This window comes from Bacillus sp. UNC322MFChir4.1 (genome assembly GCF_000746135.1).
In the GTDB taxonomy this organism is placed as follows: Bacteria; Bacillota; Bacilli; order Bacillales; family Bacillaceae_G; genus Bacillus_A.
Genome location: NZ_JQKQ01000031.1, coordinates 1 through 22,503, shown reverse-complemented (window position 1 = coordinate 22,503; position 22,503 = coordinate 1). Strand labels below are relative to the sequence as shown.

At 37.1% G+C, this 22,503-nt stretch carries 19 protein-coding genes, 13 tRNA genes and 2 pseudogenes; 7 read left to right on the top strand and 27 right to left on the bottom strand.

Annotated features, from left to right (window positions below; genetic code table 11):
- Nucleotides 1-3 precede the first annotated feature (3 nt).
- The 6 genes from BR72_RS12945 to BR72_RS12920 form a co-directional block, all read right to left on the bottom strand.
- Nucleotides 4-759, bottom strand: a complete 756-nt coding sequence (locus BR72_RS12945) for a hypothetical protein (RefSeq protein WP_035433527.1) — start codon at nucleotides 757-759, stop codon at nucleotides 4-6.
- 63 nt (nucleotides 760-822) lie between these two features.
- The gene (locus BR72_RS12940; RefSeq protein ID WP_035433526.1) at nucleotides 823-1,569 is read right to left on the bottom strand and encodes a glycosyltransferase family 2 protein; all 747 of its coding nucleotides are present in this window, start codon (nucleotides 1,567-1,569) and stop codon (nucleotides 823-825) included.
- Complete coding sequence (locus tag BR72_RS12935; RefSeq protein WP_035433525.1) at nucleotides 1,566-3,041, bottom strand: alkaline phosphatase family protein; 1,476 nt, start codon at nucleotides 3,039-3,041, stop codon at nucleotides 1,566-1,568. The genes BR72_RS12940 and BR72_RS12935 overlap by 4 nt, the downstream gene beginning before the upstream one ends.
- Complete coding sequence (locus BR72_RS12930; RefSeq protein WP_231559717.1) at nucleotides 3,029-3,991, bottom strand: lysylphosphatidylglycerol synthase transmembrane domain-containing protein; 963 nt, start codon at nucleotides 3,989-3,991, stop codon at nucleotides 3,029-3,031. The genes BR72_RS12935 and BR72_RS12930 overlap by 13 nt, the downstream gene beginning before the upstream one ends.
- Nucleotides 3,924-4,871, bottom strand: coding sequence for an SDR family NAD(P)-dependent oxidoreductase (locus tag BR72_RS12925; protein WP_035433524.1), 948 nt, complete (start codon nucleotides 4,869-4,871; stop codon nucleotides 3,924-3,926). The genes BR72_RS12930 and BR72_RS12925 overlap by 68 nt, the downstream gene beginning before the upstream one ends.
- 86 nt (nucleotides 4,872-4,957) lie before the next feature.
- Nucleotides 4,958-6,130 carry a hypothetical protein gene (locus BR72_RS12920; protein WP_035433523.1) on the bottom strand — a complete coding sequence of 391 codons (1,173 nt, stop codon included), beginning with the start codon at nucleotides 6,128-6,130 and terminating at the stop codon, nucleotides 4,958-4,960.
- 618 nt (nucleotides 6,131-6,748) lie between these two features.
- On the opposite strand from BR72_RS12920, the gene BR72_RS25630 reads away from it, so the two are divergent.
- From BR72_RS25630 to BR72_RS27350, 3 genes and pseudogenes are all read left to right on the top strand, one after another.
- A complete protein-coding gene (locus BR72_RS25630; protein ID WP_081904880.1) occupies nucleotides 6,749-6,976 on the top strand; it encodes a transposase in 228 nt (75 codons plus the stop codon).
- Between the two features lie 268 nt (nucleotides 6,977-7,244).
- A complete protein-coding gene (locus BR72_RS12915; protein ID WP_035433522.1) occupies nucleotides 7,245-8,534 on the top strand; it encodes a UDP-glucose dehydrogenase family protein in 1,290 nt (429 codons plus the stop codon).
- Between the two features lie 393 nt (nucleotides 8,535-8,927).
- Nucleotides 8,928-9,047: pseudogene (locus tag BR72_RS27350) on the top strand (DUF5360 family protein); the annotation flags it as partial.
- 168 nt (nucleotides 9,048-9,215) lie between these two features.
- On the opposite strand, the gene yhbH reads toward BR72_RS27350, so the two are convergent.
- From yhbH to BR72_RS26420, 3 genes and pseudogenes are all read right to left on the bottom strand, one after another.
- Nucleotides 9,216-10,391 (bottom strand): sporulation protein YhbH, encoded by a 1,176-nt coding sequence (yhbH, locus tag BR72_RS12910; protein WP_035433521.1) that lies wholly within the window; start codon nucleotides 10,389-10,391, stop codon nucleotides 9,216-9,218.
- 568 nt (nucleotides 10,392-10,959) lie between these two features.
- Nucleotides 10,960-12,855: a PrkA family serine protein kinase gene (locus BR72_RS12905; RefSeq protein WP_035433520.1), complete on the bottom strand. Its 1,896-nt coding sequence runs from the start codon at nucleotides 12,853-12,855 to the stop codon at nucleotides 10,960-10,962.
- Nucleotides 12,856-13,173: 318 nt separating this feature from the next.
- Nucleotides 13,174-13,292: pseudogene (locus tag BR72_RS26420) on the bottom strand (IS6 family transposase); the annotation flags it as partial.
- 242 nt (nucleotides 13,293-13,534) lie between these two features.
- On the opposite strand from BR72_RS26420, the gene BR72_RS12900 reads away from it, so the two are divergent.
- Both BR72_RS12900 and BR72_RS12895 read left to right on the top strand, forming a co-directional pair.
- Complete coding sequence (locus BR72_RS12900) at nucleotides 13,535-13,885, top strand: ASCH domain-containing protein (RefSeq protein ID WP_035433519.1); 351 nt, start codon at nucleotides 13,535-13,537, stop codon at nucleotides 13,883-13,885.
- A gap of 18 nt (nucleotides 13,886-13,903) precedes the next feature.
- Nucleotides 13,904-14,344 carry a DUF2269 family protein gene (locus tag BR72_RS12895; RefSeq protein WP_081904879.1) on the top strand — a complete coding sequence of 147 codons (441 nt, stop codon included), beginning with the start codon at nucleotides 13,904-13,906 and terminating at the stop codon, nucleotides 14,342-14,344.
- A 294-nt stretch (nucleotides 14,345-14,638) separates the two neighbouring features.
- Here the strand turns inward: BR72_RS12895 and trmL are convergent, their stop codons facing one another.
- From trmL to BR72_RS12865, 6 genes are all read right to left on the bottom strand, one after another.
- Entirely contained in the window at nucleotides 14,639-15,127 is a 489-nt protein-coding gene (gene trmL / locus BR72_RS12890; protein WP_035433517.1) for a tRNA (uridine(34)/cytosine(34)/5-carboxymethylaminomethyluridine(34)-2'-O)-methyltransferase TrmL, read from the bottom strand.
- A 55-nt stretch (nucleotides 15,128-15,182) separates the two neighbouring features.
- Nucleotides 15,183-16,079: an amidase domain-containing protein gene (locus BR72_RS12885; protein WP_035433516.1), complete on the bottom strand. Its 897-nt coding sequence runs from the start codon at nucleotides 16,077-16,079 to the stop codon at nucleotides 15,183-15,185.
- 49 nt (nucleotides 16,080-16,128) lie between these two features.
- The gene (queG, locus tag BR72_RS12880) at nucleotides 16,129-17,268 is read right to left on the bottom strand and encodes a tRNA epoxyqueuosine(34) reductase QueG (protein ID WP_035433515.1); all 1,140 of its coding nucleotides are present in this window, start codon (nucleotides 17,266-17,268) and stop codon (nucleotides 16,129-16,131) included.
- A 153-nt stretch (nucleotides 17,269-17,421) separates the two neighbouring features.
- Nucleotides 17,422-17,495 (bottom strand) — tRNA-Gly (locus tag BR72_RS12875).
- 113 nt (nucleotides 17,496-17,608) lie between these two features.
- Complete coding sequence (locus BR72_RS12870; RefSeq protein ID WP_035433514.1) at nucleotides 17,609-18,265, bottom strand: DsbA family protein; 657 nt, start codon at nucleotides 18,263-18,265, stop codon at nucleotides 17,609-17,611.
- Nucleotides 18,266-18,450: 185 nt separating this feature from the next.
- Nucleotides 18,451-19,203 carry a transglycosylase domain-containing protein gene (locus tag BR72_RS12865; RefSeq protein WP_371261902.1) on the bottom strand — a complete coding sequence of 251 codons (753 nt, stop codon included), beginning with the start codon at nucleotides 19,201-19,203 and terminating at the stop codon, nucleotides 18,451-18,453.
- A 451-nt stretch (nucleotides 19,204-19,654) separates the two neighbouring features.
- On the opposite strand from BR72_RS12865, the gene BR72_RS12860 reads away from it, so the two are divergent.
- Together BR72_RS12860 and BR72_RS12855 are read left to right on the top strand one after the other, a co-directional pair.
- Nucleotides 19,655-20,749 carry a response regulator aspartate phosphatase gene (locus BR72_RS12860; protein WP_035433512.1) on the top strand — a complete coding sequence of 365 codons (1,095 nt, stop codon included), beginning with the start codon at nucleotides 19,655-19,657 and terminating at the stop codon, nucleotides 20,747-20,749.
- The gene (locus BR72_RS12855) at nucleotides 20,749-20,958 is read left to right on the top strand and encodes a Phr family secreted Rap phosphatase inhibitor (RefSeq protein WP_035433511.1); all 210 of its coding nucleotides are present in this window, start codon (nucleotides 20,749-20,751) and stop codon (nucleotides 20,956-20,958) included. Before BR72_RS12860 ends, BR72_RS12855 begins: the two co-directional genes overlap by 1 nt.
- Nucleotides 20,959-21,363: 405 nt before the next feature.
- Here the strand turns inward: BR72_RS12855 and BR72_RS12850 are convergent.
- From BR72_RS12850 to BR72_RS12795, 12 genes are all read right to left on the bottom strand, one after another.
- Nucleotides 21,364-21,445 (bottom strand) — tRNA-Leu (locus BR72_RS12850).
- A 6-nt stretch (nucleotides 21,446-21,451) separates the two neighbouring features.
- A tRNA-Cys gene (locus BR72_RS12845) sits at nucleotides 21,452-21,525 on the bottom strand.
- Between the two features lie 10 nt (nucleotides 21,526-21,535).
- A tRNA-Gly gene (locus BR72_RS12840) sits at nucleotides 21,536-21,610 on the bottom strand.
- Between the two features lie 5 nt (nucleotides 21,611-21,615).
- Nucleotides 21,616-21,690 (bottom strand) — tRNA-Gln (locus tag BR72_RS12835).
- 116 nt (nucleotides 21,691-21,806) lie between these two features.
- Nucleotides 21,807-21,882 (bottom strand) — tRNA-His (locus tag BR72_RS12830).
- A 10-nt stretch (nucleotides 21,883-21,892) separates the two neighbouring features.
- Nucleotides 21,893-21,966: transfer RNA gene (locus BR72_RS12825), tRNA-Trp, on the bottom strand.
- A 14-nt stretch (nucleotides 21,967-21,980) separates the two neighbouring features.
- Nucleotides 21,981-22,064, bottom strand: a tRNA-Tyr gene (locus BR72_RS12820).
- A gap of 10 nt (nucleotides 22,065-22,074) precedes the next feature.
- A tRNA-Thr gene (locus tag BR72_RS12815) sits at nucleotides 22,075-22,150 on the bottom strand.
- A gap of 16 nt (nucleotides 22,151-22,166) precedes the next feature.
- Nucleotides 22,167-22,242: transfer RNA gene (locus BR72_RS12810), tRNA-Phe, on the bottom strand.
- Between the two features lie 6 nt (nucleotides 22,243-22,248).
- Nucleotides 22,249-22,324: transfer RNA gene (locus BR72_RS12805), tRNA-Asp, on the bottom strand.
- A 2-nt stretch (nucleotides 22,325-22,326) separates the two neighbouring features.
- Nucleotides 22,327-22,403, bottom strand: a tRNA-Met gene (locus tag BR72_RS12800).
- Nucleotides 22,404-22,426: 23 nt separating this feature from the next.
- A tRNA-Val gene (locus BR72_RS12795) sits at nucleotides 22,427-22,502 on the bottom strand.
- Between the last annotated feature and the right edge of the window lies 1 nt (nucleotide 22,503).

Sequence of the window (22,503 nt, the reverse complement as noted above, 5' to 3'; positions counted from 1 at the left end):
TCTTTACTTGCGTTTTCTTACTGCATATACAATGACTCCAGCAAGTATAAGTACAATTATCGCAATTGGAGCCCAGTTTTTTAAGTTACTTAAATCTGTCCACTCTGTTTGGCCTTTGTTTGCTGAAGCTTCTTCTTTTCCACTAACATCAAAATGACCAACCCTAAAATCTTTAATTTTCAATTCTTTTTGTAAACTTGTTAAAATGACATCTTTACTTTGCTTGAAAGCATCATGATTTGCTTCCTTTTGTCCTACTCCAAATAATCCAGGGTTTCCAAGTGATTCTAACGCCTTGTTAAATTCATCTTTTAATTTTACATCTAACTCTTTATTACGCTCTGCAATAACTGGTGATAATGCATCATATGTTGCAAATGCTTTTGCTAACAAACGTTTACTTGTATCATAGTCACCAAATTTTTCATCGACATTCGTTAAACGACGATTAATATTAAGCGCAAGAATTTTTTGCATATCTGTAATAATCTCTTCTTTATTTTGTTTATCAAAGTCTTTCATAATAGCTTTAGAAGGTTCTTTTCCCATGTGCTGATCAATTTCTTCTTGCACATTTTCATATGCCTTCTTTGCTTCTTTAAAGTTTGTCGGATTTTCATCTAGCTTTGCGACCATTTGCTTATATGCATCTGCAACCTTTTCTTCGTTCGGATTTCCGTAGGAATAAGCAAATACACTCGTATGTATCGAGAATATTAAGAAAATACTAACAAATAATGAAGTAATTATTTTTTTCATGATCGTTCCTCCTGGAAAAATGATAATAATTATCACTTTCATTGTCAAGAAAAGAAATGCCTACTATGAGCATCTCTTTTCTCCTATTAACATATGTGCATTATAGTCAATCGTAACTTTCTCTACCGGACGTTTCATCTCTTTCCAAATTGCGGGAAGAACACGCGTCATATACTTACGAAACGAAATAAACGATTCCCCTGTTTCACGCACTTTATAAGTAATCGGTACTTCTTGAACTCGAAATCCTTTTCGCACTAAGTTTAGTGTAATCACTTGTGCATAATTGTAATCATGCACAATTTCCCCGTGCTCCATCGCTTGCCGTGAAAAAGCACGCATTCCTGATTGACCATCACGAATCCATTTACGCAGCAATATACATTGCAGCATCGTAAAACAATAGTTTCCAAGCCTTCTATGCAGCTTCATACCGCTAATAGTGCCACGAAAACGCGATCCCATTGTATAATCTGCTTTTCCTTCTAAAATAGGTTGCAATACATTCGGAATTTCATCTGCTGGATATTCGTTATCTGCATCAATCATCACACTAATATCTGCCCCAAGGCGGTAGCTTTCCTTTAATCCTGCTCGAACGGCTGCACCTAGACCACCATTTTTTGCAAATGAAACGATATGATCCGCCCCAGCTTCTTTTGCAACTTCCACCGTTCTGTCTGTTGAACCGTCATCAATGACAAGAACTTCTACCGTTACACTCGGATGAAAATGACGCGGTACTTTTCGAATAACATGTGCAATGGAGTCTTCTTCATTTAGGGCTGGTATAAATACAATTACTTTCATTTCTTTTCCTGCTCCTTTAACGCTTCCACTAACACAGGACCACGGCTATGAGATGGATACGGTGCACCTAATAAGTAAGCAAGTGTCGGTGCCATAGAGACAAGACTTTTCTTTTCTTCTACCTTAACACCTTGTTTAATATGAGGGCCATACATAAAGAATGGTACGAATCGTTCTCCTTCATCTAAATGGCCATGACCGCCAATCCCATCTGCCTGTCCGTGATCAGCACAAATGATAAACGTCGTATTCTCTGTTTTTCCTGTTTTCTCTAAATGCTCGATAAAATGTTTTACATGCTGGTCTGCCTCATGAATTTTTTGTAAATACTCATCATATAACACACCACGGCTATGTCCCGTTTGATCTGTTGAAATGAGCTGTACAATAAAAAGATCTGGGTCTTGTTCATCCATTATTTGTTTCGCTTTCTCCATAATCTTCCCATCCACAACATCATTTTTCATAACAGCTGTAAATGTTTCCACATCTTCACCAAACGCGTCAACTAAATGCGCAACGGCTAGCATTTTCCCTGTTTTGTCTACTTTTCGAAGCGAATCAAAAATACTTTCTACATTCACACCGTGCTTCCAAACCATGTTCGATTTAATGCCATGCTCAAATGAATATGTCCCTGTAAACATAGAAGAGAAACATACGACGGTTCGAGCTGGATATACCGTTTCCATATTTAAAAACTCCGTCCCTTTTTTTCGGAGAGAATCTAAATACGGTGTATGTGCTGTTTCAAAGCGATCTTTACGCATACCATCAATAACAATTACAACTACTTTTTCATTCAGTGCCTCTTTATTTTCCGGCATGTTATTCGTATAAGATGCAATTGCTTTTGGCTGCCAGTCAAATAAATTACGATGTAAGATGATCGTGTATATTGCAAGAGCACCGTAAAACATAAGCAGTGTTTTCCAATCTACTGCACCGTACGTACCACCTTCTTGGAAGAAATGGTAGTAATAATACCAAAGTGATAACAATAGCAAAAACTTCGGCATTTGCTCCTGTGCATTTCCGCTTGTAGAATCACTGTTCTTTAGCACGAGTTTCCAAAAACGTGTAAAGTTTAACCAAGACGTTCCAATACGTAAATGATAATATAACGTTCCCCAAAATAGGATCGTAAAGAAAAAATATAATCCTAATGCAAATAATAATAACGGTACATGCACCATTTTAAATACGATTAAATAGGCAACGAACGGTAGCCATAAATAATTTCGCAAAAACAATGGAAAATCAAACAAATAATATAAAACGAGTAGCGGAACAATGAATAAAAAGCTACTAAAAAAAGCAGACACAAAATTTGGATTTCCAAACTGTGAAATAGAAAACAACAAAAATGTACCGAATACAAAAATCGGTGTAAATGGTTTCCCTTCATTTAGTAGATTCCAACAGCGCGCTGCTACTTTTTCAAATTTTGACGCTTTCTTTACTTCTTCCAACGAATTTTTTCTCCCTTCTGACTGAAAAATGAGCGTAATTCCATCGGATACACTAGTAATAGTATTACTCCCACACCATAAGAAAATATAAATTTAAAACCATGACTCATTAACGACCATTGATAGGCATCAGATTGCGTAGTTCCTACCGCTTGCAATGCAAATGTCATAACGGTTTCATACGTACCAATTCCGCCTGGTGTTAGTTGAAACACTTGTCCAGCAATGGTCACACTATTTACCCAAACTGCTTGCACAAACGACAAAGACTGAGCAATTTCATAAATAACAAATGCTTCACAAACCCAGCTCAGCGCAATAAGGAACAAAATAATTCCGCCTTTTGCCGTAAATAGCGCTCCTTTCAGTTGCTTCCACTGCTTATCTACAAATTGCGGTGCTTTCTTATAGAAAAGAAATACCATCACACTTCCGATATATATACAAGTAAGAATGACTGGAACATTGAGTAAGATATTTCTCCATAATAGAAACATACCCGCTGCTCCAAACATACCAAGAATAAGTAAGTCTAATATACGAAGAACGATGACAGATTGCGTTGCTTCCCCTAATGTTACTTTCTTCTCTTTTGTAATCACAGCAATGCGCACAGCATCTCCAACTTTTAGAGGAGAAACATGGTTAATGAACAAACTATACAACAGTCCATATAACGCTTCTTTTATTGTTATACGATGATGAAGGTACAGTTTCCATGCATATGCACGTAACAAAAAAGCAATACCGTACATCATAATGAGAAACATAACCATGTATGGTTGTTTCCATAGGGTTTGAAGATGTTTCAATAATGAAGATGCTTCAAACGACCGCCATGACAAAAGAAAAAAGATGCATAGCAAAAAAACACCACAAATATTAAACAATATCCGAATATTGTTTCGCCCACGCAACGGTTCGTTCCAACCCTTCTGCAAAAGATACACGTGGCCTATATCCAAGTTGTTCTTGCGCTTTCGAAATATCTGCCCACGTTGATGTTACGTCCCCTTTACGATGCGCTTCTCGCCTTACACGCATAAACGGGAAATGTGTTTCTAACTGCGCGAGTAATTCTGTCATTAAAATAGGCGCGTTAGACCCAAGATTATATACATCACTATGATGTGATTGTAATGTAAGAGCGATTCCTTCTGTAATATCATCGATATACGTATAATCACGGCCTGTACCTGTTCCGTACACAACAATCTCTTCCTCGTTCAATAACTTTCGAATGAAGCTTGCAACTGCCATATCCGGACGTCCCCACGGTCCATATACAGTAAAGAACCGTAAAATATTCATTTGAAATCCGTACATATATTGATACGCATGACAAAGAGATTCTGCTCCGTATTTGGATGCAGCATACGGCGAAAGAACACGTCCGTTTGCCATTTCCTCTCGCAAAGGCATCCCAGCCTGCTCTCCATATACAGAAGAAGACGATGCAAAAATAACATGCTTCACATTTTCTTCGCCGGCACATGTTAATACATTGCTTGTCCCTTTTATATTAATATCAACGTAAGCACCTGGTATTTCAAGCGATGGTCTTACCCCCGGAAAGCCCGCTAAATGAATGACTGCATCGACTTTCTCTTGCTGCATAACAGCTTTCACATCATCTTTTTGCAAAATATCACATTCATAAAAGAGAACCTTTCCAGCTTTCTGTACTTGTTCTAATTGAAAGAGTTTTCTAGACTTTGCATAATAGGAATGAAAATTATCAAGAAGTACAACTTGCTTTCCTTGCTTTAACAATTTCAATGCAAGATGACTTCCGATAAAACCCGCTCCGCCAGTAATTAATACCTTCATTTCGTTCACCACCTTCTACAACCCTATGCAAAAGAAGAAACCTTGTCAAGACAAGGTTTCTTCCAAAGAATATAGACATTTCAGCCTTATTTCGCTGTTTCAACCACTTTATTTAATGTGGATTCAATTTGCGGCAATAACTTATCTGCTTCTTCTTTCTTCTTCGCTTTTACTGCGTCTAAATAAGATTGCGTTGTTTTTGTTAACTCCGCTGTTTGCTGCTCGCCAAGTACTGTTTTTAAATCATTTTCAATCATGTTAATAAATAGAGCACCTTCTAATGCTGTAACAGGACCTTTATCTTTTCCGAAGTTTTCTTGACTTTCTTTATACTCACCTAATGCAACTTTTGCAAATCCACGTACAAACGCTTTATTTACCGCTTTTGCATCAACTGTTTTTACATCTGTTTTTAAATCAAATTGCTTTAAGATAAAGTCTGCCTCTTCAGGAGCTGCTTTTTTTACATATGGATAAACAGCTTGATAAAATGCCCATCCCTCAGCTTGCTCAATTTTAGCTTTTTTCTCATCTTTTTTTGCTTCTTCTACCATTTTCGTAGCATAGCCGTGTGGCTCAGCTCCTGTTGCAAAGTAGAATGTTTTCATTAACGTTTTATCTACAACTTGTTTTCCAAGTGCGAATGCAAGTTTATCATCTTTGTCAATTGCTGCTTTCATCTCATTGAAGCCGCCTTGAATTGTAGAAGCCATTTGTGTGCCGTATGCCGTATCACGCTTTCCAACTGTACCTTCTACACCTTTATAAAACGCAAGTGCTTCTTCCATCTCTTTCTTTACTTCATCTTTTTTACTCCAGTTTGTGTCAATCTCTTTAAACTCATGGCGCATAGATTGGAAGAACTCTTTTTGCATTAATTTATCAAATAGTTGCTTTACAACCATTGGTTCCATTTCTTTCTTTTTACCTGCTTCTAATGCAGCTGTAATAGTTTGGTCAACTTGCTCGCTAAATTCACCATCGCGTTGTTGAACAAGGGATTGTAATTTGTCTTTGTATAATTTTGTTACTTTATCAAAGTCAACCTCTTTGCCGTCTTTTGCTTTTTCAAGTTCAGCTACTCCATCTTTGTAAGCTTGTACAAAATCTACTTCTTGTTGTTTTGTTTCTTCTTTTTTAGCAGTTTGTTCTGTCTTTTTCTCTTGTGCTTCAGACTTTTTCGGTTCCTCTTTCGCACAACCTGCAAAAAGTAAAGATGCTACTGCTGCTGCAGATAATACTTTTAACTTGAATGTCATGAATTGCTTCCCCCTACACCCTAACTGATAGTGATTTTCATTATTGACAATTTGATTATACGAGCGCTTACGATAAGTGTCAACAGAAATGTCATATTCGTTACCATACTTTTAGATGGTAAATTCGACCACTATAAAAAGAGTCTGATTGGTGAGTGCTTTTACGGGCAGTTTATCTTCCACCTAACTTCTTTAGAACAGTGGAAGTAGCTCGCTCAGAATCGCAGGACGCCCACGCCAAATACAGAGAGAGGCGCGGGCCGTCCGAGGAGGCGAAACGACCGGAGGTTCTAGCCGCTAGAGCTGGACAATGCTTTCGCTGCATTTTGAGGTGGGAGTCTTACTGCCGGCAAATAGCGGGATAAAATTTGGAACTACCATAACTGTTCAGGTTGTGGTAGTTTTTAGTTATGAAATCAAATATATTGGAACGCATTTTCTTTGGTGGACATAATTATTGGGAACGATTTAAAATCAAATGTGGCAGACGATGGTATTAAAGCGGATTCGAAAAAAGGATACGGCCAAAGAAAAGAAACGAGTTTAACCTAAATTTTAAAATAAATTTCCCATTAATAGGAAACACTTCTATGTACATGTCCCAAACAGAAAGGAAACATAAAAGAACAATTTTGGTATATTGTCCGTTATATTCGTCGACCTGCTATCGATTTGAAGCGGATTGACGAATATGACGGACAGTCTGTTTCTTTATTATATATGGACAAGATAGATGACGTTGAAAAGATAGAAACGTTATATGTAAAAGAGTTCATTTCTGGGATGAATAGACCTTTTCATATGTCACCAATTGAACTTGTCCATCAATATAAAGTGAAACTTTAATCAGCCCTCACGAATCGGGCTTTTACAAGCTGTTTATCTCCCACCCAACTTCTTTGGAAAAGCAGAAGCGGCTCGCTCAGAATCACAGGACGCCCGCGCCAAAGGCAGAGAGGCGCTTTTTGCCTCGTCCGAGAAGGCGAAACGGCCGGAGATTCTAGCCGCTAGAGCTGGACAATGCTGTCACCGAATTTTGAGGTGGGAGTCTTACTGTCCGCAAATAGCGGGATACAGTAAGGACTAGTATTAATTTCAGAAGGATGATTATTTTATGGATATATGTATTATTGGCTCTGGCTATGTTGGACTAACATCAGCAGTAGTATTAGCCAATTTAGGACATCATGTTATTTGCGTTGATAAAGATCAAAATAAAATTGATACTCTCCAAAAAGGAGAATATCCTATCTATGAACCAGGTTTAGCAGAACTTATGCACAAAAATCAGAGTCGGTTACAATTCCGTAATGATATTAGTCAAGTTATTGAACAAACACCAGTTATTCTTATTGCTGTAGGAACTCCTTCCATGCCAAATGGAAAAACGGATTTAAAATATATTTACTCTATTATTGATATGTTAGCTCAAACGATACAATCATATAAAACCATTATCATGAAAAGTACAGTTCCACCAGGTACCAATCAACTCATGCACGAAATGCTTATAAAAAAAGGTGTAGAATCCTCACTTTTTAATATCGTTTCTAATCCCGAATTTCTTCGTGAAGGATCTGCTGTTCATGACATGCTCTTTCCCGATAGAACCGTCGTAGGTATACAAAAAGATGACACAAAGTCACTAGAAATTATGCAAGCATTATATAAAGGCATTCCAGCTCCATTCTTTCATACAAGTTTAAATGGCGCGGAAATGATTAAATACACATCGAATGCGTTTTTAGCTACGAAAATATCTTTTATAAATGAAATTTCCAGAATTTGCGATGCTTATCACATTGATATTACTGAAGTAGCAAAAGGAATTGGGTATGACTTCCGAATTAATCCCCATTTTCTTCAAGCAGGACTTGGTTATGGAGGATCGTGTTTTCCAAAAGATTTGAATTCACTAATTCACACAGCAAATAGTAAACAAGTACCAGTCCCTATTTTACAAGCTGTGCAGTCTATCAATTCGACACAAGTAGATCTCTACATTGAAAAAATCAAAAACAATTTAAAAGATCCTTCGTCAAAAAGATTAACAATTTTAGGGATTTCTTTTAAACCAAATACAGATGATACACGCTACTCTCTCGCTGTAACACTTATTGAAAAATTAATTCCGCTCGGTTACGAGATTCATGCCTATGATCCCAAAGCCCATCTCCCTTCTCATGTAAAAAAACAAGTTACACAACATACTGAATTGGAACCTTCTATTACAAATTCAGATTGTATCATTATTGCCACAGAATGGGACGAATTTAAAACACTTGATTGGCAACAAGTAAAAAAATTAATGCGGGGATACAAAATCGTTGATGGCCGCAATTGTATTGAACAAAATGAAATAGTAAAACATGGTTTACACTATATAGGGGTTGCTCGCCCATGAAAATCCTTGTAACAGGAGCGGCTGGTTTCGTTGGTTCTGTTGCAAAGTTTTTTTAAGATTAAATTATTCTAACAAAAAGTTGTACACTTTTTACGATTGTTATTAACTTCCGTAATTCATCGTACGTCGAAAAAGCGAAGTCCTGTTTAAGACTTCGCTTTTATTTATATAGGGCATGAATGGATAGGTGAGATATAGATAAAATTGGGGATATAGCCTAACATGTTATACCCTAAACTACTCCAAATAGTCCAAGACTCTTGCACTTTCTATTCAATATTTCATTGCATTCTCTACGAGAGATGAATACAGAATGTCCATTAACTCCTTAGCCAAGTAAAAGATAGCACAGTATATATCTTTTTAACAAAAAAACAATCTTCTTAAAGCTCCTACGCTTTAATTTCACCTATATTAACTTTTTGCCTTGGATTACAAGCTATTGCATTTTGGGCATTTAACTTATCTTTAATGATATATCCATTATTTTTTATTAAAAACTTTATAACTTAAAGAAACAAAATGATTTTTTTACCTTCATCAAAAAATCACAAAATATATTATCGTAATTCCCACCTAATTTATAGTAGGTGAGCTGTGTCAAAATGTCATTATTCAATAATCTCTTGGCACAGCCTTTTCATTTCATTTAAAAACAAAAAAACCCCTGCACTTAGGGGTTCAAGCCATCTTCTCCTTCGATTCTTCACGGAAAAAGCTCTTCATCGCATGAAACACGTCAGCTTTTTGTTTTAAAATATAATAGCGGAACTTCTCATCTTTTACGTTTTTATATGCTGACATGAGTGTACTGTGGCGGTTGTACTGGTTCACCTCTCCATACCCAAACATATTAGATACTTTCATCAACTCCTGCACCAGTTTGACACAACGTGCATTGTCAGAAGTTAAATTGTCTCCATCTGAGAAATGGAATGGATAGATATTATAGCGTTCTGGAGAATATTTTGTGTCGATCAATTCTAATGCTTTTCTGTATGCTGATGAACAAATGGTTCCACCGCTTTCACCTTTTGAGAAAAATTCTTCTTCTGTAACAACTTTTGCTTCTGTATGGTGTGCGATAAATTCAATATCAACTGTTTCATATTTGGTACGTAAAAAACGAGACATCCAGAAGAAGAAACTGCGAGCCATATATTTTTCCCAAAGTCCCATTGAACCGCTCGTATCCATCATTGCTAACACAACGGCTTTCGATTCTGGTTTCAAGACTTCGTTCCACGTACGGAATTTTAAATCTTCTCGTTTAATTGGATGAAAGGCTGGATTCCCATTCATTGCATTTCGTTTATAAGCAGAGATTATCGTCCGTTTTTTGTCAATGTTTCCCCAAAGGCCCATTTTGCGAATGTCGTTAAATTCAATATGTTCAATGCGATTTTCATCCATTTCTTTCTGCTGTAAATTAGGAAGCTCTAATTCTTTAAAAAATGCTTGCTCTAGCTCTAAAATCGATACTTCTGCCTCGTAGTAGTCTTCCCCTGCAGAGTCCCCGGCGCCTTTCCCTTTTCCTGGTCCTTTTTGTTTTTGACCGCTCGATCCATCTCTCGCTACAACATCACCGACTTTACTATCACCTGTCCCTTGACCAACATGCTTATTTTTATCATAGTTATAACGAATTTTATATTCATCTAGTGAACGAATTGGTATCTTTACAACATCCTTGCCATTGGACATAATAATACTTTCTTCTGTAACAAGGTCTGGTAAATTATTTTTTATTGCCTCTTGTACTTTTTCTTGATGACGTTGCTGATCATCGTGTCCTTTACGATGGAGGGACCAATTTTCCTGGGAGATCGTATAATTATTTTGATTTTCTTCTGTCATTCCTTTCCCTCCTTACATAGTTTTTTATACTTTCATGAAAACACATTTTAAAACATAAATTTTTTAGTTAAAAAATACACAATGAATGCATACACTTTCATAATTTAGAAAGAAACACAATGCATTGTTGCACACTTTACGGCTATGCAACATATTGTATTGTGTTGGCTTTTTTCTGTATGAATGGTTGGTTACTCTATCATATGCTAGTTGTGAAAATAATTGACAAATAAATTCATAAGATTGCATTTTAATTTATTCATAGTGGACAAGCAGGACTTATATATACAAGTTGAAAAACGAATTAAAAAACCTTTTCTTTTTTTGGGAGGGCGAGTGCTTCTGACCGTGTATAGGTGCGGTCAGGGCCTGTTTTTGCCACTTGCCATGTTTTAAACAGAGGGAGCATACGAGTTCAGGACATGTTGTTTTTTCATAGCAGCGAAGAGAATTTGAAAACCTCTTTCTTTTTTAGAGGACAAGGGTATCTGGCCGTTCATAGAAATGTTTTACATAAAGGATACAAAAAAACTGTCTCAAGTAAGAGACAGCTTTTCTGTTATGATGATTATCGATTTAATAAGCTTCCTACATAACGGAGTAATTCGTTTGCAGATGTGGAGTTGTAGCCGTGTTCATCGATTAATCGTGCTACAACGTCATTAATTTTCTTCAATTGATTTTCATCTGGTGTTTTCGTTGATGTTGTGATTTTGACAACGTCTTTCAAATCAGCGAATAGTTTCTTCTGGATTGCTTCGCGAAGGCGTTCGTGTGAATTATAATCAAACCGCTTTCCTTTGCGAGCATATGCAGAGATACGAATTAATATTTCTTCGCGGAATGCTTTCTTTGCGTTTTCGGAAATACCAATTTGTTCTTCAATCGAACGCATTAGTTTTTCATCCGGACTCATTTCTTCTCCCGTTAACGGGTCACGCAGTTTCGATTTATTGCAATATGCCTCTACGTTATCTAGATAATTATCCATCAGTGTCTTCGCTGATTCTTCATATGAATATACAAATGCTTTTTGTACTTCTTTCTTCGCAATTTCATCATATTCTTTACGCGCTAATGAAATGAAATTCATATAGCGTTCCCGATCTTCATTACTAATAGATGGATGTTGGTCTAATCCATCCTTTAAAGAACGTAGTACATCTAATGCATTAATTGATGCTACTTCTTTACGAATAATCGTCGAAGAAATGCGGTTAATGACATAACGCGGATCAATCCCACTCATACCTTCATCTTGGTATTCCCGCTGCAATTCTTCTATATCAATGGAATTGTATCCTTCTACCATTTCACCATCGTATAAACGCATTTTCTTAATTAAATCGATGTCTGACCGCTTCGGATCTTTTAGGCGTGTTAAAATGGTAAACATCGCTGCGACGCGTAGGGTATGCGGTGCAATATGCACATCGGAAACATCACTTTCATGAATCATTTTCTCATAAATATGCTCTTCCTCACTTACCCGTAAATTATATGGAATTGGCATTACAATAATCCGAGAATGAAGTGCTTCATTTTTCTTATTCGAAATAAAGGAACGGTATTCTGTTTCATTCGTATGAGCAACAATTAGCTCATCTGCGGAGATTAATGCAAATCGACCTGCTTTAAAATTTCCTTCTTGCGTCAGTGATAATAAATGCCATAAAAATTTCTCATCACATTTTAACATCTCTTGAAATTCCATCATTCCGCGGTTTGCTTTATTTAACTCCCCGTCAAAACGGTAAGCGCGCGGGTCAGATTCTGAACCAAATTCAGCAATAGTAGAAAAATCAATACTACCTGTTAAATCAGCAATATCTTGTGATTTCGGATCAGATGGACTAAATGTTCCAATCCCTGTTCTGCGATCTTCCGAGAAGAAAATGCGCTCGACGATTACATCTTCAATTCTACCGCCGTACTCTTGTTCTAGACGCATTAAATTTAATGGCGATAAATTCCCTTCAATCCGCACTCCATACTCTGCATAAAAGTCATTACGTAAATGATGCGGAATTAGATGAAGCGGATCTTCATGCATCGGGCAACCTTTTATAGCAAAGACAGACCCGCGATCAGTATGTGAATATGCCTCTAATCCACGCTTTAACATTGTAACTAATGTAGATTTTCCGCCGCTAACTGGTCCCATCAATAATAGAATTCGTTTTCTTACATCTAATCGTTTTGCAGATGGATGAAAATATTCTTCTACAAGGCGCTCTAAGGCTTCTTCTAATCCAAATAATTGATTACTAAAGAAGTTATATTTTTTTCTGCCGTCTACTTCCTCAATTCCAGCATCCTTTATCATATTATAAATACGAGAATGTGCTGTTTGTGCCACCCCTGGTCTTTCCTTCAGAATCTCTAAATAGTCAGCAAATGTCCCTTCCCACTTTAAACGCTCTTCTGCTTCCCGGTGCTGTTCAATTTTCTTTAAAATATCCATTATAGCTCCTCCCCCATCTCCTTGTTCAAGCGGATTATTATAAAAGTATGCGAGGATGTCCTTAAACATTCGTGCGAATCAAAATGAAATTATACACATTCTTTATAAAGTTTATTACCAAAATTGAAAGAAAATTCGATATAATACAAATGATAGAGATAAATATGAATGGGGGCTATTATTTATGAAACTTTTATTAATTTTAGGTGTTACGCTCACATTTCTTACTGCTATTTTTACATCAGGGTACAATGATAAGCCAAGAACAAAATAAAAAGCGATGAGCCTGCTCATCGCTTTTTATCTGTTATAAAATCCCTCCATCATTTCCACCAAATCACGAAAACTGAGGTTGTACCGTGTAGGTACCATCTCACGGTTAGTAAAATAATACCAGACAGATAATGCTTCCATTTGAACAAATTTTGATTTTCCATACCGATTACATCCCTTTTTAGAGTACTAGTATCAATATGTCCAAGATTCAGAGATTAATTACAATTATCTTGAGGTTTTTGCACCAAAACCAATCGTTGCTTTTTCCCATTATTGGTGTTTATCGTATAAACATTGTATAAAATTTTTTTATCCCTATTAATGTAGAAACTTGCTATATAGAATAATTTTTTTATATGATAAAGTTGGCTTATGCTTAAATGAAAAAAGGAGAGTGACCCAGATGACAAACCAAAATGAAACGAACGCTTTACCGCCAAAAACATGTACGATTGAACGTCTTATCACGATTCAGGAGGACATTGAAAAAGTGCTTGCAGGACAGAAAACGGCTACTCGCCGCAACGGGAGATATGCGGATGTCGGGGAAGTGATGGAGCTTCAAGGTCACCGGTATGTTGTGGAAAAAGTCTACTCGCAGTCACTTGGCGAATTGACTGATGAGCATGCCCGTCAAGAAGGCTATGCGAATGTGGAGGAATATAAGCAATCTATCCTGTCTCTTCACCCTGGCATGCCGTGGCTGCCAAAAATGAGAGTTTGGGTTCATGAGTTCCGTCCCATCGAAGGTTAATGTGATATAAGGATGGACATGTTGTATCGACTGCTTCTGTATGTACATATTTTCAGTGCAATCTTATCCATCGGCCCGTTTTTTGTATTGCTTCCGCTCATCAAAAAACTGCGGGCTTCAGAGGCCCACGCGCAGCACGCTTATCTGGATGTATTCCGATTTTCGGTCAAGCTGGCCAAGCATGCCGGGCATGTACTGGTTGTATCCGGGGTTCTACTTGTACTGGCGGGCCCTTGGACTTGGAAGACCCCTTGGATAGTGATGACCCTTATTCTCATGGCGAGTTCATTATTTTTCCTGGCCCGCGCCTTTTCGCCGACCATTCGGAAATTCAGCGAGACTGGCCAAGACAAGGACGCCTTGATTCAATTGTTGCGGCGTTCTGTTTGGATTTACATTGTTCTTTTAATGGCGATGCTATGGTTCATGGTGACAAAGCCTGCGTTGTGGCAGGGGTGATAGATTTAGGGCGAATAGCGGCTTTATGTGATTGCCGTTTGAATTCGCTGGGCGGCATGGAATAAGGACAAGCCAAAACTGGCTTGTCCTTATTGTAGCTACGATTTGGAATAGCCTTTTACGAACTGGGCACTTATTCCCCAAAGCAAGTTTTTTGCCTGAGTTGCTCAGTTTTATCATTTTAAGGTAGTTTATTTTTGTTAGGTTGATGGGCATGCGGCGGAACCCCTTATAGCAAGAGTGTTATTAAAAGTTATTTATTTTCTAAAAAAAAAAGCCATCATATGATGGCTTTTAATAAACGATTTCTACATCTAATCCTGGAAAGTTTTGTTGACGTAATGCTTCATAAATTAAAATAGCTGCAGTATTAGATAAGTTTAAAGAACGGACTTTGTCAGTCATTGGGATGCGTAAGCAATGATCAAAATTCTCTTCAATCACATTTGCTGGAAGACCATTTGTTTCTCTTCCAAATACGAAATAATAATCTTTTTCTACGTTGCTGTAATCAAATGTTGTGTGTGCTTTCTCTCCATACTTTGTTAAGTAGAAAAACTCACCATTTGCATTTTTTTCATAAAATTCCTCAATAGAGTCATAATACGTAATTTTTACGTGCTCCCAATAATCTAATCCAGCACGCTTTAACGCTTTATCGTCAGTAGAAAATCCAAGCGGTCTAATTAAGTGTAATTCTGCACCCGTTGCTGCACAACTACGCGCAATATTCCCTGTATTCGCTGGAATTTCTGGTTGATATAAAACAACATGTATTCCCACAATGTTCACCTCAATCTTTTTCTACTACGTATTATACCACTTGGATAAAAAATCTCTAGTCATTATCAAGAATATGAAAAAACTTATATTTCATTTGCGGTGTATACTTACTTGAATCTTCATAATCCCAATAGCGTCTGCGACTATTGGCAGAATGTGCATTTACAAGAGGCATACCATTTGCATCTTTTGCCACGACAATTGTCGTATGATTCCATCTTCCATCATTTTCAAAGTCATATACAATGATATCTCCAAGCATTAAGTCCTGTGGTTTCTCAACTTGCTTTGCTCGAAGTCCTAGAGAATCACTTGATAAGTACCAATGAAAAGAATGAGCAACCGCCCAACTCCAGCTCCATTGGCGATTTTGCTGCCACCATCCACTGCGAATATTCGGAAATCCAGTCATTGGTGTTTCACCAGCATGCAGACATTGCGAAATAAAATTTGTACAATTATCTTGGAAGTTTTGATAAGCTGGATTCCGATCATCCCACCACCGCTCTGCATATTTCACTGCCTCTAAGCGATCATAACTGTATGGAATATATTGTCCTTTTCCCTTTATTGCTTCACGTTCTAACGTTCCAATTTTCTGTTCATCTATCGGTGTTCCAATTGCAATATCTTGCTTGACACATCCATCTTCTAATCGTAAACGTCTCTCCATCTGTTCTTCCTCTACATAAAATAAATGTTGATGACGAATAAAATACTGAAAATGAATTTGATAATCCACTTCATCATAGTTAACACCTTTTAACTGTCTAATAAAAGATACGTTAGCATTGCTTTTTACAATCTCAGCATTCCGCCTATTAAAGAGCTTCTTTTTACGGTGTAACATGTCAACAATATCATCTGAAATTTCTGGCTCATTCATACGTTTATTTGTTATATAATCCAATTGCCTTTGCAGACACTGTTGAAGATACTGTTTTACAGACATAGAGTCTCCCCTCCCCTTATTACAATATGAGGGACCGAGGGATAATCTGCTATTTTTTCTCAGTTAATAATTCAAGTCCACGATTCATCTCATGAAGGACTTCTTCATCTTTTTCCCGTTCTTTCGCTTTTTCAATCGCCTCTTGCACACCTTCTCCGCCGATTTTCCCTAATGCCCACGCTGCTGTTCCGCGAATAACAGGACGAGGATCTTCTTTCATTACAGCAATTAAATCCGGAATGGCCGTTTCATCTTTAAAATGAGCAAGTGCTAAGATCGCATTTCGCTGTAACGGTTTTTTCCCGCGCCACGATCCAGACATAATCCCGTACTTTTCTTTAAAATCACGATTACTAATGGTGAGAAGAGGTTTTAATAACGGTTTTACGAGTTCAGGATCCGGTTCCATTTCTGGATGATTATGAAAATCTATCCCTTTGTTTTTAGGACAAACAGTTTGACACGTATCACATCCATAAATGCGATTTCCGATCTTCTCTCGATATTCTTCCGGAAGAAATCCTTTCGTTTGCGTTAAAAATGCAATACATTTTTGAGAATCTAATTGTCCTCCTTGGACAAGCGCCCCTGTCGGACAAACGTCAATACACTTTGTACAGCTCCCGCACTGATCTTCAATTGGAGTATCTGGTGGAAACGGAATATTTGTAATCATCTCGCCCAAATATACATACGAGCCAAATTCCGGCGTAATAATGGAACAGTTCTTTCCGCTCCAGCCAATACCTGCTCGCTCTGAAACAGCTCTATCGCTTAATTCTCCCGTATCTACCATAGATTTAACTTCTATATTTGGTAAACGTTCGATTAAATATGCCTCCAGCTTCTCCAGGCGATCGCGCAAAACTAAATGATAATCTTGTCCCCAAGAAGCACGGCAAAAAATGCCTCGTCTTTCTCCACGTTTGCTTAGTGGTGCATTTTTCAACTTCGAAGGATACGCCAATGCAATGGCAATAATTGATTTTGCACCTGGTAATAATAACTCCGGGTTCGTTCTCTTTTCTATATCTGACTCTTCAAAACCTGACTGGTATCCTAATTGTTGCTGCTGAATAAGGCGTTGTTTTAATTCCTCAAATGGCGCTGCACTCGCAAAGCCTATCTTATCAATACCAATTGTTTTACTATACGCAATAACATCTTGTTTTAATTGTTCAAAATTCACGTTTACTCTCCTTATAAGATGCATTTCATTTTACACATTACTATTTTTTCATATATTCATGCACTCAAAACGTAAAAAAACGCAATGCTTCGTTTATCTGAGAAACGAAACACTGCGTTGATCACAATAATAATAATAATTCGGAATAATTTCTGGAGCGGGTGAAGAGAATCGAACTCTCGACCAGAGCTTGGAAGGCTCTTGTTTTACCACTAAACTACACCCGCAAATATGAAGAAAATATTAATTTCTTGTTAACTTATGTTAAGAAGTATAGCATGTAATATAAGGTGGTGCAATAAATTTATCGAAAAAAGTCGAAAAAGTGATGAATATATCATCACTTTTTCGTAATTTTATCAATTGCCGCCTTAATACTATCATAATCTGGATTAACAAGTTTACCATTTACATATATAGATGGCGCACCTTGTACTTTTAACTTTTGCGCAAGATCAAAATCTTTCTGCACTACATCTTTTATTTCCTTACTCTTTAAATCCTTTTTAAACTTCTCTACATCAATCGTAGGTAGCTTTTGTTTTACTATATCTACGACTAGATCTTCTGTAATCCACTCTTCTTTTTCATTCTTTTGATCTTGCTTTTGATATAATTCATCATAAAATGTCCAAAACGCTTTTGGATCTTGCTTATAAATCGCTTCTCCAGCTGCTGCACCTAGATTAGAGTCCTTTCCGATAAAAGGAAAATTAATGAAATGAAGCTGAACTTTCCCTTTATTAATATACTCTTCCTTTAAGCGTGGCAATACAGTTACATCCCATGTACGACAAGCTGGACATTTGAAATCTCCAAATTCAACAATATGAATCGGAGCATCTTTCTCTCCTATAGATTGCTGGGAGCCATATAAAAACGTATCTTTCCCTTTTTCTTTCTTATCATTCACAAGACTGTACGCGATAGTCCCAATTACAATAAGCACCGCGATAGAAAAAATAACACCGAGAATCATAATATTTTTTGACTTCATATACATTCCTCTTTAATGTTTTATTCTTTGTATGTCCTATACATACAATATTTATGATATCAACTCTCATATAAACAGTCCATTGAAGTTGTTCGTAAAATAGACAAAATCAAACAAATGTGACAATATTGTGTCCCGTTTTTCTTCTTCATGAAAAAAAGAGTGAATTCTTTTTGAACTCACTCTTAACTCACAGCTTTCTCACGTTCTATTGGTTTATTAGGAATATCATGATGAATAACAAGCTTTTCACTTCTAGCTTGTACATATTCAGCATGAGTAATATATCCTTCTCGCTCCATGAGCTTCAACACAATATTACGTCTTTCAACAGCCTTATCATAGTTTTGTATTGGAGAATAATAAGCTGGTGCTTTTACAATGGCTGCTAACATAGCACTTTCACTTAATGTTAATTGATCCACCTGCTTACCAAAATAAAGTTTCGCAGCTTTCTCAATTCCCCATGCTCCTTCTCCATAATAAATGTTGCTTACATAAAGTTTTAAAATCTCATTTTTCGTAAATGTTCGCTCAATTTTTTTAGCATAAAAAACTTCATTCCATTTACGAGAAAACGTTCGGTCATTTGTTAAAAAAACATTCTTTGCAAGCTGCTGAGTAATTGTACTACCACCTTGTACAACACCACCAGCCTTTATATTCTCTACTGTAGCTCTAACAATTGCAATATAGTCTAATCCATTATGATGATAGAATCTCTTATCTTCCGTTGCGATAAATGCATTCCCTAGTTGCTCTGGTAACTCAAAATGAGCAGGTACTGCTAACTTACTTATATCCTTGCTTTCAATCATTTTATTTCCAGCAAACAATAGTACACCACTAAGCAATAATAATAATATAAGGGCTTTAAAAATAAACTTTGCTATCGGTGCTAAAGAAATATGATGATTCAAAGCAGTGCGATATGCCATTCGTTCCTTCACAAGAGACACCTCATTTCTTTCAGCATTCATTGCTCTTAATTTAAGAATACCTGTATTTTAAAAAATATCCAATTGATTTCTCTTACAACTTCCTTACAAATTTGTAATTTAAAACCCTGGAAAGAAAAAAGCGTCTTCTATCACAGTAGAAAACACTTGGTAAGTTATTCATGATCACTTTTACATTCATATTAGGTAAGTTGCCGGTTTTGACAACTATTCTAACCTTTCAGATGTTACATGAATTGTTAGTGTTATGCAAGCCATTTGACCTACTAAATGCAAAAAATGAATTTTTCTTGTAGCACAATTCCCATTCGATATTGCATTGAAAATTAAAATTGTCAGACAATTATTGAGAAATATACAATTTTAACTCCCATTAAATGTAATTATGATATTATTTATAATAATATTCAGAAAAAAGGTAGGGGATTTCATGAACGTTCAAATAAAAGGGAGTGAACAGATTTCAAAGCTGTTAAATGATTGGTATCAAGTTATGTTACAGCAACAAGTAGAAAAAGCAGCTAATTTAAAACAAGAAATTGAAGAGAAAATTGCTAGTATTAAAGAAGATGAAAATCTATTATTTTATTATTTATTACTTGATTTTAGATATAAACTTTTGACCGATAGATTGAGTATCACAAAAGATAGCTTTGATGAAATTGAGTCTTTTAACAGGCCAACAAATGAGATTACATCTTACTACTACCATTTTTTCAAAGCTGAACATGCCCTTATATTCGGGAATAATAATGAAGCAAGAGAACATTATGAAAAAGCTGAAACATTGTTAAAGTATATCCCTGATGAATTAGAAAAGGCTGAATTTAATCAAAAGTTCGCTGTATTTAATCATCATACTTCTAAGATGTTAGCGTCCATTCAATATACTAACAAAGCTAAAGAGGTATTTTCGAAACATGCTGGATATGAAATTAAAATGGCCGCATGCGAAAATACTTTAGGAACTGCATGTATATTTTTAAAACAGTTCGAGCAAGCTGAAGAGCATTTAAATCGTGCAGTCGATATTTTACAGAAATATAATGAAGAAAGATTAATTTTAGTAGTTAGGCATAATTTAGGCTTATTATATGCTACTCAAAATTTATCTACTTTAGCTATTCGTCATTTATCTGAAGTAACAGGGAAAATTCCTAATCATTTCAAAGCCAATTTTCTACAAGCTAGAGAACATTATAAACTAGGTGAAACAAGTATTGCACAAGAATTAATTGAAAGAGGTTTAAAAATTTGTTCTGAAACAGGAAACGAAGAATATATCTATCATTTCAACATTTTAAAAGCATTAAATGAGGGACTTTCAATTAATTTAGTGGAGGAAGTGGTAAAAGAAGGAATTTCTTATTTTGAGAAAGAAGGATTATGGGACTATGTTGAGGAATATGGAGAATTGTTAGCTGTTGAGTTTCGTAAGTTGAATAATCATGAAAAAGTCAGCGATTATTTTAATACATGTTACGAAGCTAAGCACAAACTATTAAGTAAAGGGGCGTTAAAATAATGAAAAAATTAGGTGCTATTACTGTTGGTTTATCTGTTGTTGGAGTTCTTTCTTTTGGCTTAAGTAATTCTTTTGAAACACAGCAAGCTACCCACGCAGACCATTTCATATCAAAACCTGATAATGGTTCCGTTCAAGTACAAGAAAGTCACGCTGATCTTCCTGCACCTGCTTACAATAAAGGTGACACACCAGTACAACAAGCATAACAATATAATAGTTAGAAAGAAAAGCCATACACCGCTATGGCTTTTTTATTTACACTAATTGTGAGTTCGTTACGATAATATCGCATTGTGTAGGATCCTAAGATTGCACATACCACACTCTTTAAGAAAGAGGCTCACCACGTCATCAAACGTTTCAGTTTCTTGCCGCACAATAGCTCATTCTCCGTCGCCTAAAACATTGCTACGTCTTTCCCCTTTCGACGAATAAGACCTAATTCGTACGATTAGACAGAATTACATTAATGCGTAATAGGTAACGTATGAGACGATAATTTACAAAGGAGAATACATAAAAAAGCGTCCCCACTATGTAGGAACGCTTGATATTACAATATATTCACGTTTAATAAGCAAAAAAAAAACGAGTTAATCTCGTCTTATCAGTACCGATGGTCGGGGTCGAACCGACACTCCTTACGGAACACGATTTTGAGTCGTGCGCGTCTGCCAATTCCGCCACATCGGCAAAATATGGAGGCGGCAACCGGATTTGAACCGGTGGTAAAGGTTTTGCAGACCTCTGCCTTACCACTTGGCTATGCCGCCATATTAAATTTGGAGCGGAAGACGGGATTCGAACCCGCGACCCCAACCTTGGCAAGGTTGTATTCTACCACTGAACTACTTCCGCAAAAATGGCTGGGCTAGCTGGATTCGAACCAGCGCATGACGGAGTCAAAGTCCGTTGCCTTACCGCTTGGCTATAGCCCACCGAATAATTAATACATTAATATGATGTATTTGTTATTTTATTACTTAAAATTATCAATCAAGACATTTAGTATATTATCACGATTCATTTATTTTGTAAAGTAATATTTTAAAAATGGGGCGACTGATGGGAATCGAACCCACGAGTGTCGGAGCCACAATCCGATGCGTTAACCACTTCGCCACAGCCGCCATGCTGTTTTGGCAGGGGCAGTAGGAATCGAACCCACGCCGGAGGTTTTGGAGACCTCTGTTCTACCGTTAAACTATGCCCCTATATAAAATGTAAATGGTGGAGGGGGGCAGATTCGAACTGCCGAACCCGAAGGAGCGGATTTACAGTCCGCCGCGTTTAGCCACTTCGCTACCCCTCCGAAACTTACATGGTGCCGGCTAGAGGACTTGAACCCCCAACCTACTGATTACAAGTCAGTTGCTCTACCAATTGAGCTAAGCCGGCGTTATTCATTTGAAAATGGTGGCTCGGGACGGAATCGAACCGCCGACACGAGGATTTTCAGTCCTCTGCTCTACCGACTGAGCTACCGAGCCTTAAAATGGCGGTCCCGACCGGGGTCGAACCGGCGATCTCCTGCGTGACAGGCAGGCATGTTAACCACTACACCACGGGACCATTGGTTGCGGGGACAGGATTTGAACCTGCGACCTTCGGGTTATGAGCCCGACGAGCTACCAGACTGCTCCACCCCGCGATGATACTATTCATTATTTTATATGGTGGAGGATGACGGGATCGAACCGCCGACCCCCTGCTTGTAAGGCAGGTGCTCTCCCAGCTGAGCTAATCCTCCA

Excerpts from the sequence above, each read along its gene's own strand:
- BR72_RS12945 (WP_035433527.1), bottom strand. The coding sequence starts at position 759 with ATGAAAAAAATAATTACTTCATTATTTGTTAGTATTTTCTTAATATTC.
- BR72_RS12940 (WP_035433526.1), bottom strand. The coding sequence starts at position 1,569 with ATGAAAGTAATTGTATTTATACCAGCCCTAAATGAAGAAGACTCCATT.
- BR72_RS12925 (WP_035433524.1), bottom strand. The coding sequence starts at position 4,871 with ATGAAGGTATTAATTACTGGCGGAGCGGGTTTTATCGGAAGTCATCTT.
- BR72_RS12920 (WP_035433523.1), bottom strand. The coding sequence starts at position 6,130 with ATGACATTCAAGTTAAAAGTATTATCTGCAGCAGCAGTAGCATCTTTA.
- BR72_RS12915 (WP_035433522.1), top strand. The coding sequence starts at position 7,245 with ATGGATATATGTATTATTGGCTCTGGCTATGTTGGACTAACATCAGCA.
- yhbH (WP_035433521.1), bottom strand. The coding sequence starts at position 10,391 with ATGACAGAAGAAAATCAAAATAATTATACGATCTCCCAGGAAAATTGG.
- BR72_RS12905 (WP_035433520.1), bottom strand. The coding sequence starts at position 12,855 with ATGGATATTTTAAAGAAAATTGAACAGCACCGGGAAGCAGAAGAGCGT.
- BR72_RS12900 (WP_035433519.1), top strand. The coding sequence starts at position 13,535 with ATGACAAACCAAAATGAAACGAACGCTTTACCGCCAAAAACATGTACG.
- BR72_RS12895 (WP_081904879.1), top strand. The coding sequence starts at position 13,904 with ATGTTGTATCGACTGCTTCTGTATGTACATATTTTCAGTGCAATCTTA.
- BR72_RS12885 (WP_035433516.1), bottom strand. The coding sequence starts at position 16,079 with ATGTCTGTAAAACAGTATCTTCAACAGTGTCTGCAAAGGCAATTGGAT.
- BR72_RS12870 (WP_035433514.1), bottom strand. The coding sequence starts at position 18,265 with ATGAAGTCAAAAAATATTATGATTCTCGGTGTTATTTTTTCTATCGCG.
- BR72_RS12865 (WP_371261902.1), bottom strand. The coding sequence starts at position 19,203 with ATGGCATATCGCACTGCTTTGAATCATCATATTTCTTTAGCACCGATA.
- BR72_RS12860 (WP_035433512.1), top strand. The coding sequence starts at position 19,655 with ATGAACGTTCAAATAAAAGGGAGTGAACAGATTTCAAAGCTGTTAAAT.
- BR72_RS12855 (WP_035433511.1), top strand. The coding sequence starts at position 20,749 with ATGAAAAAATTAGGTGCTATTACTGTTGGTTTATCTGTTGTTGGAGTT.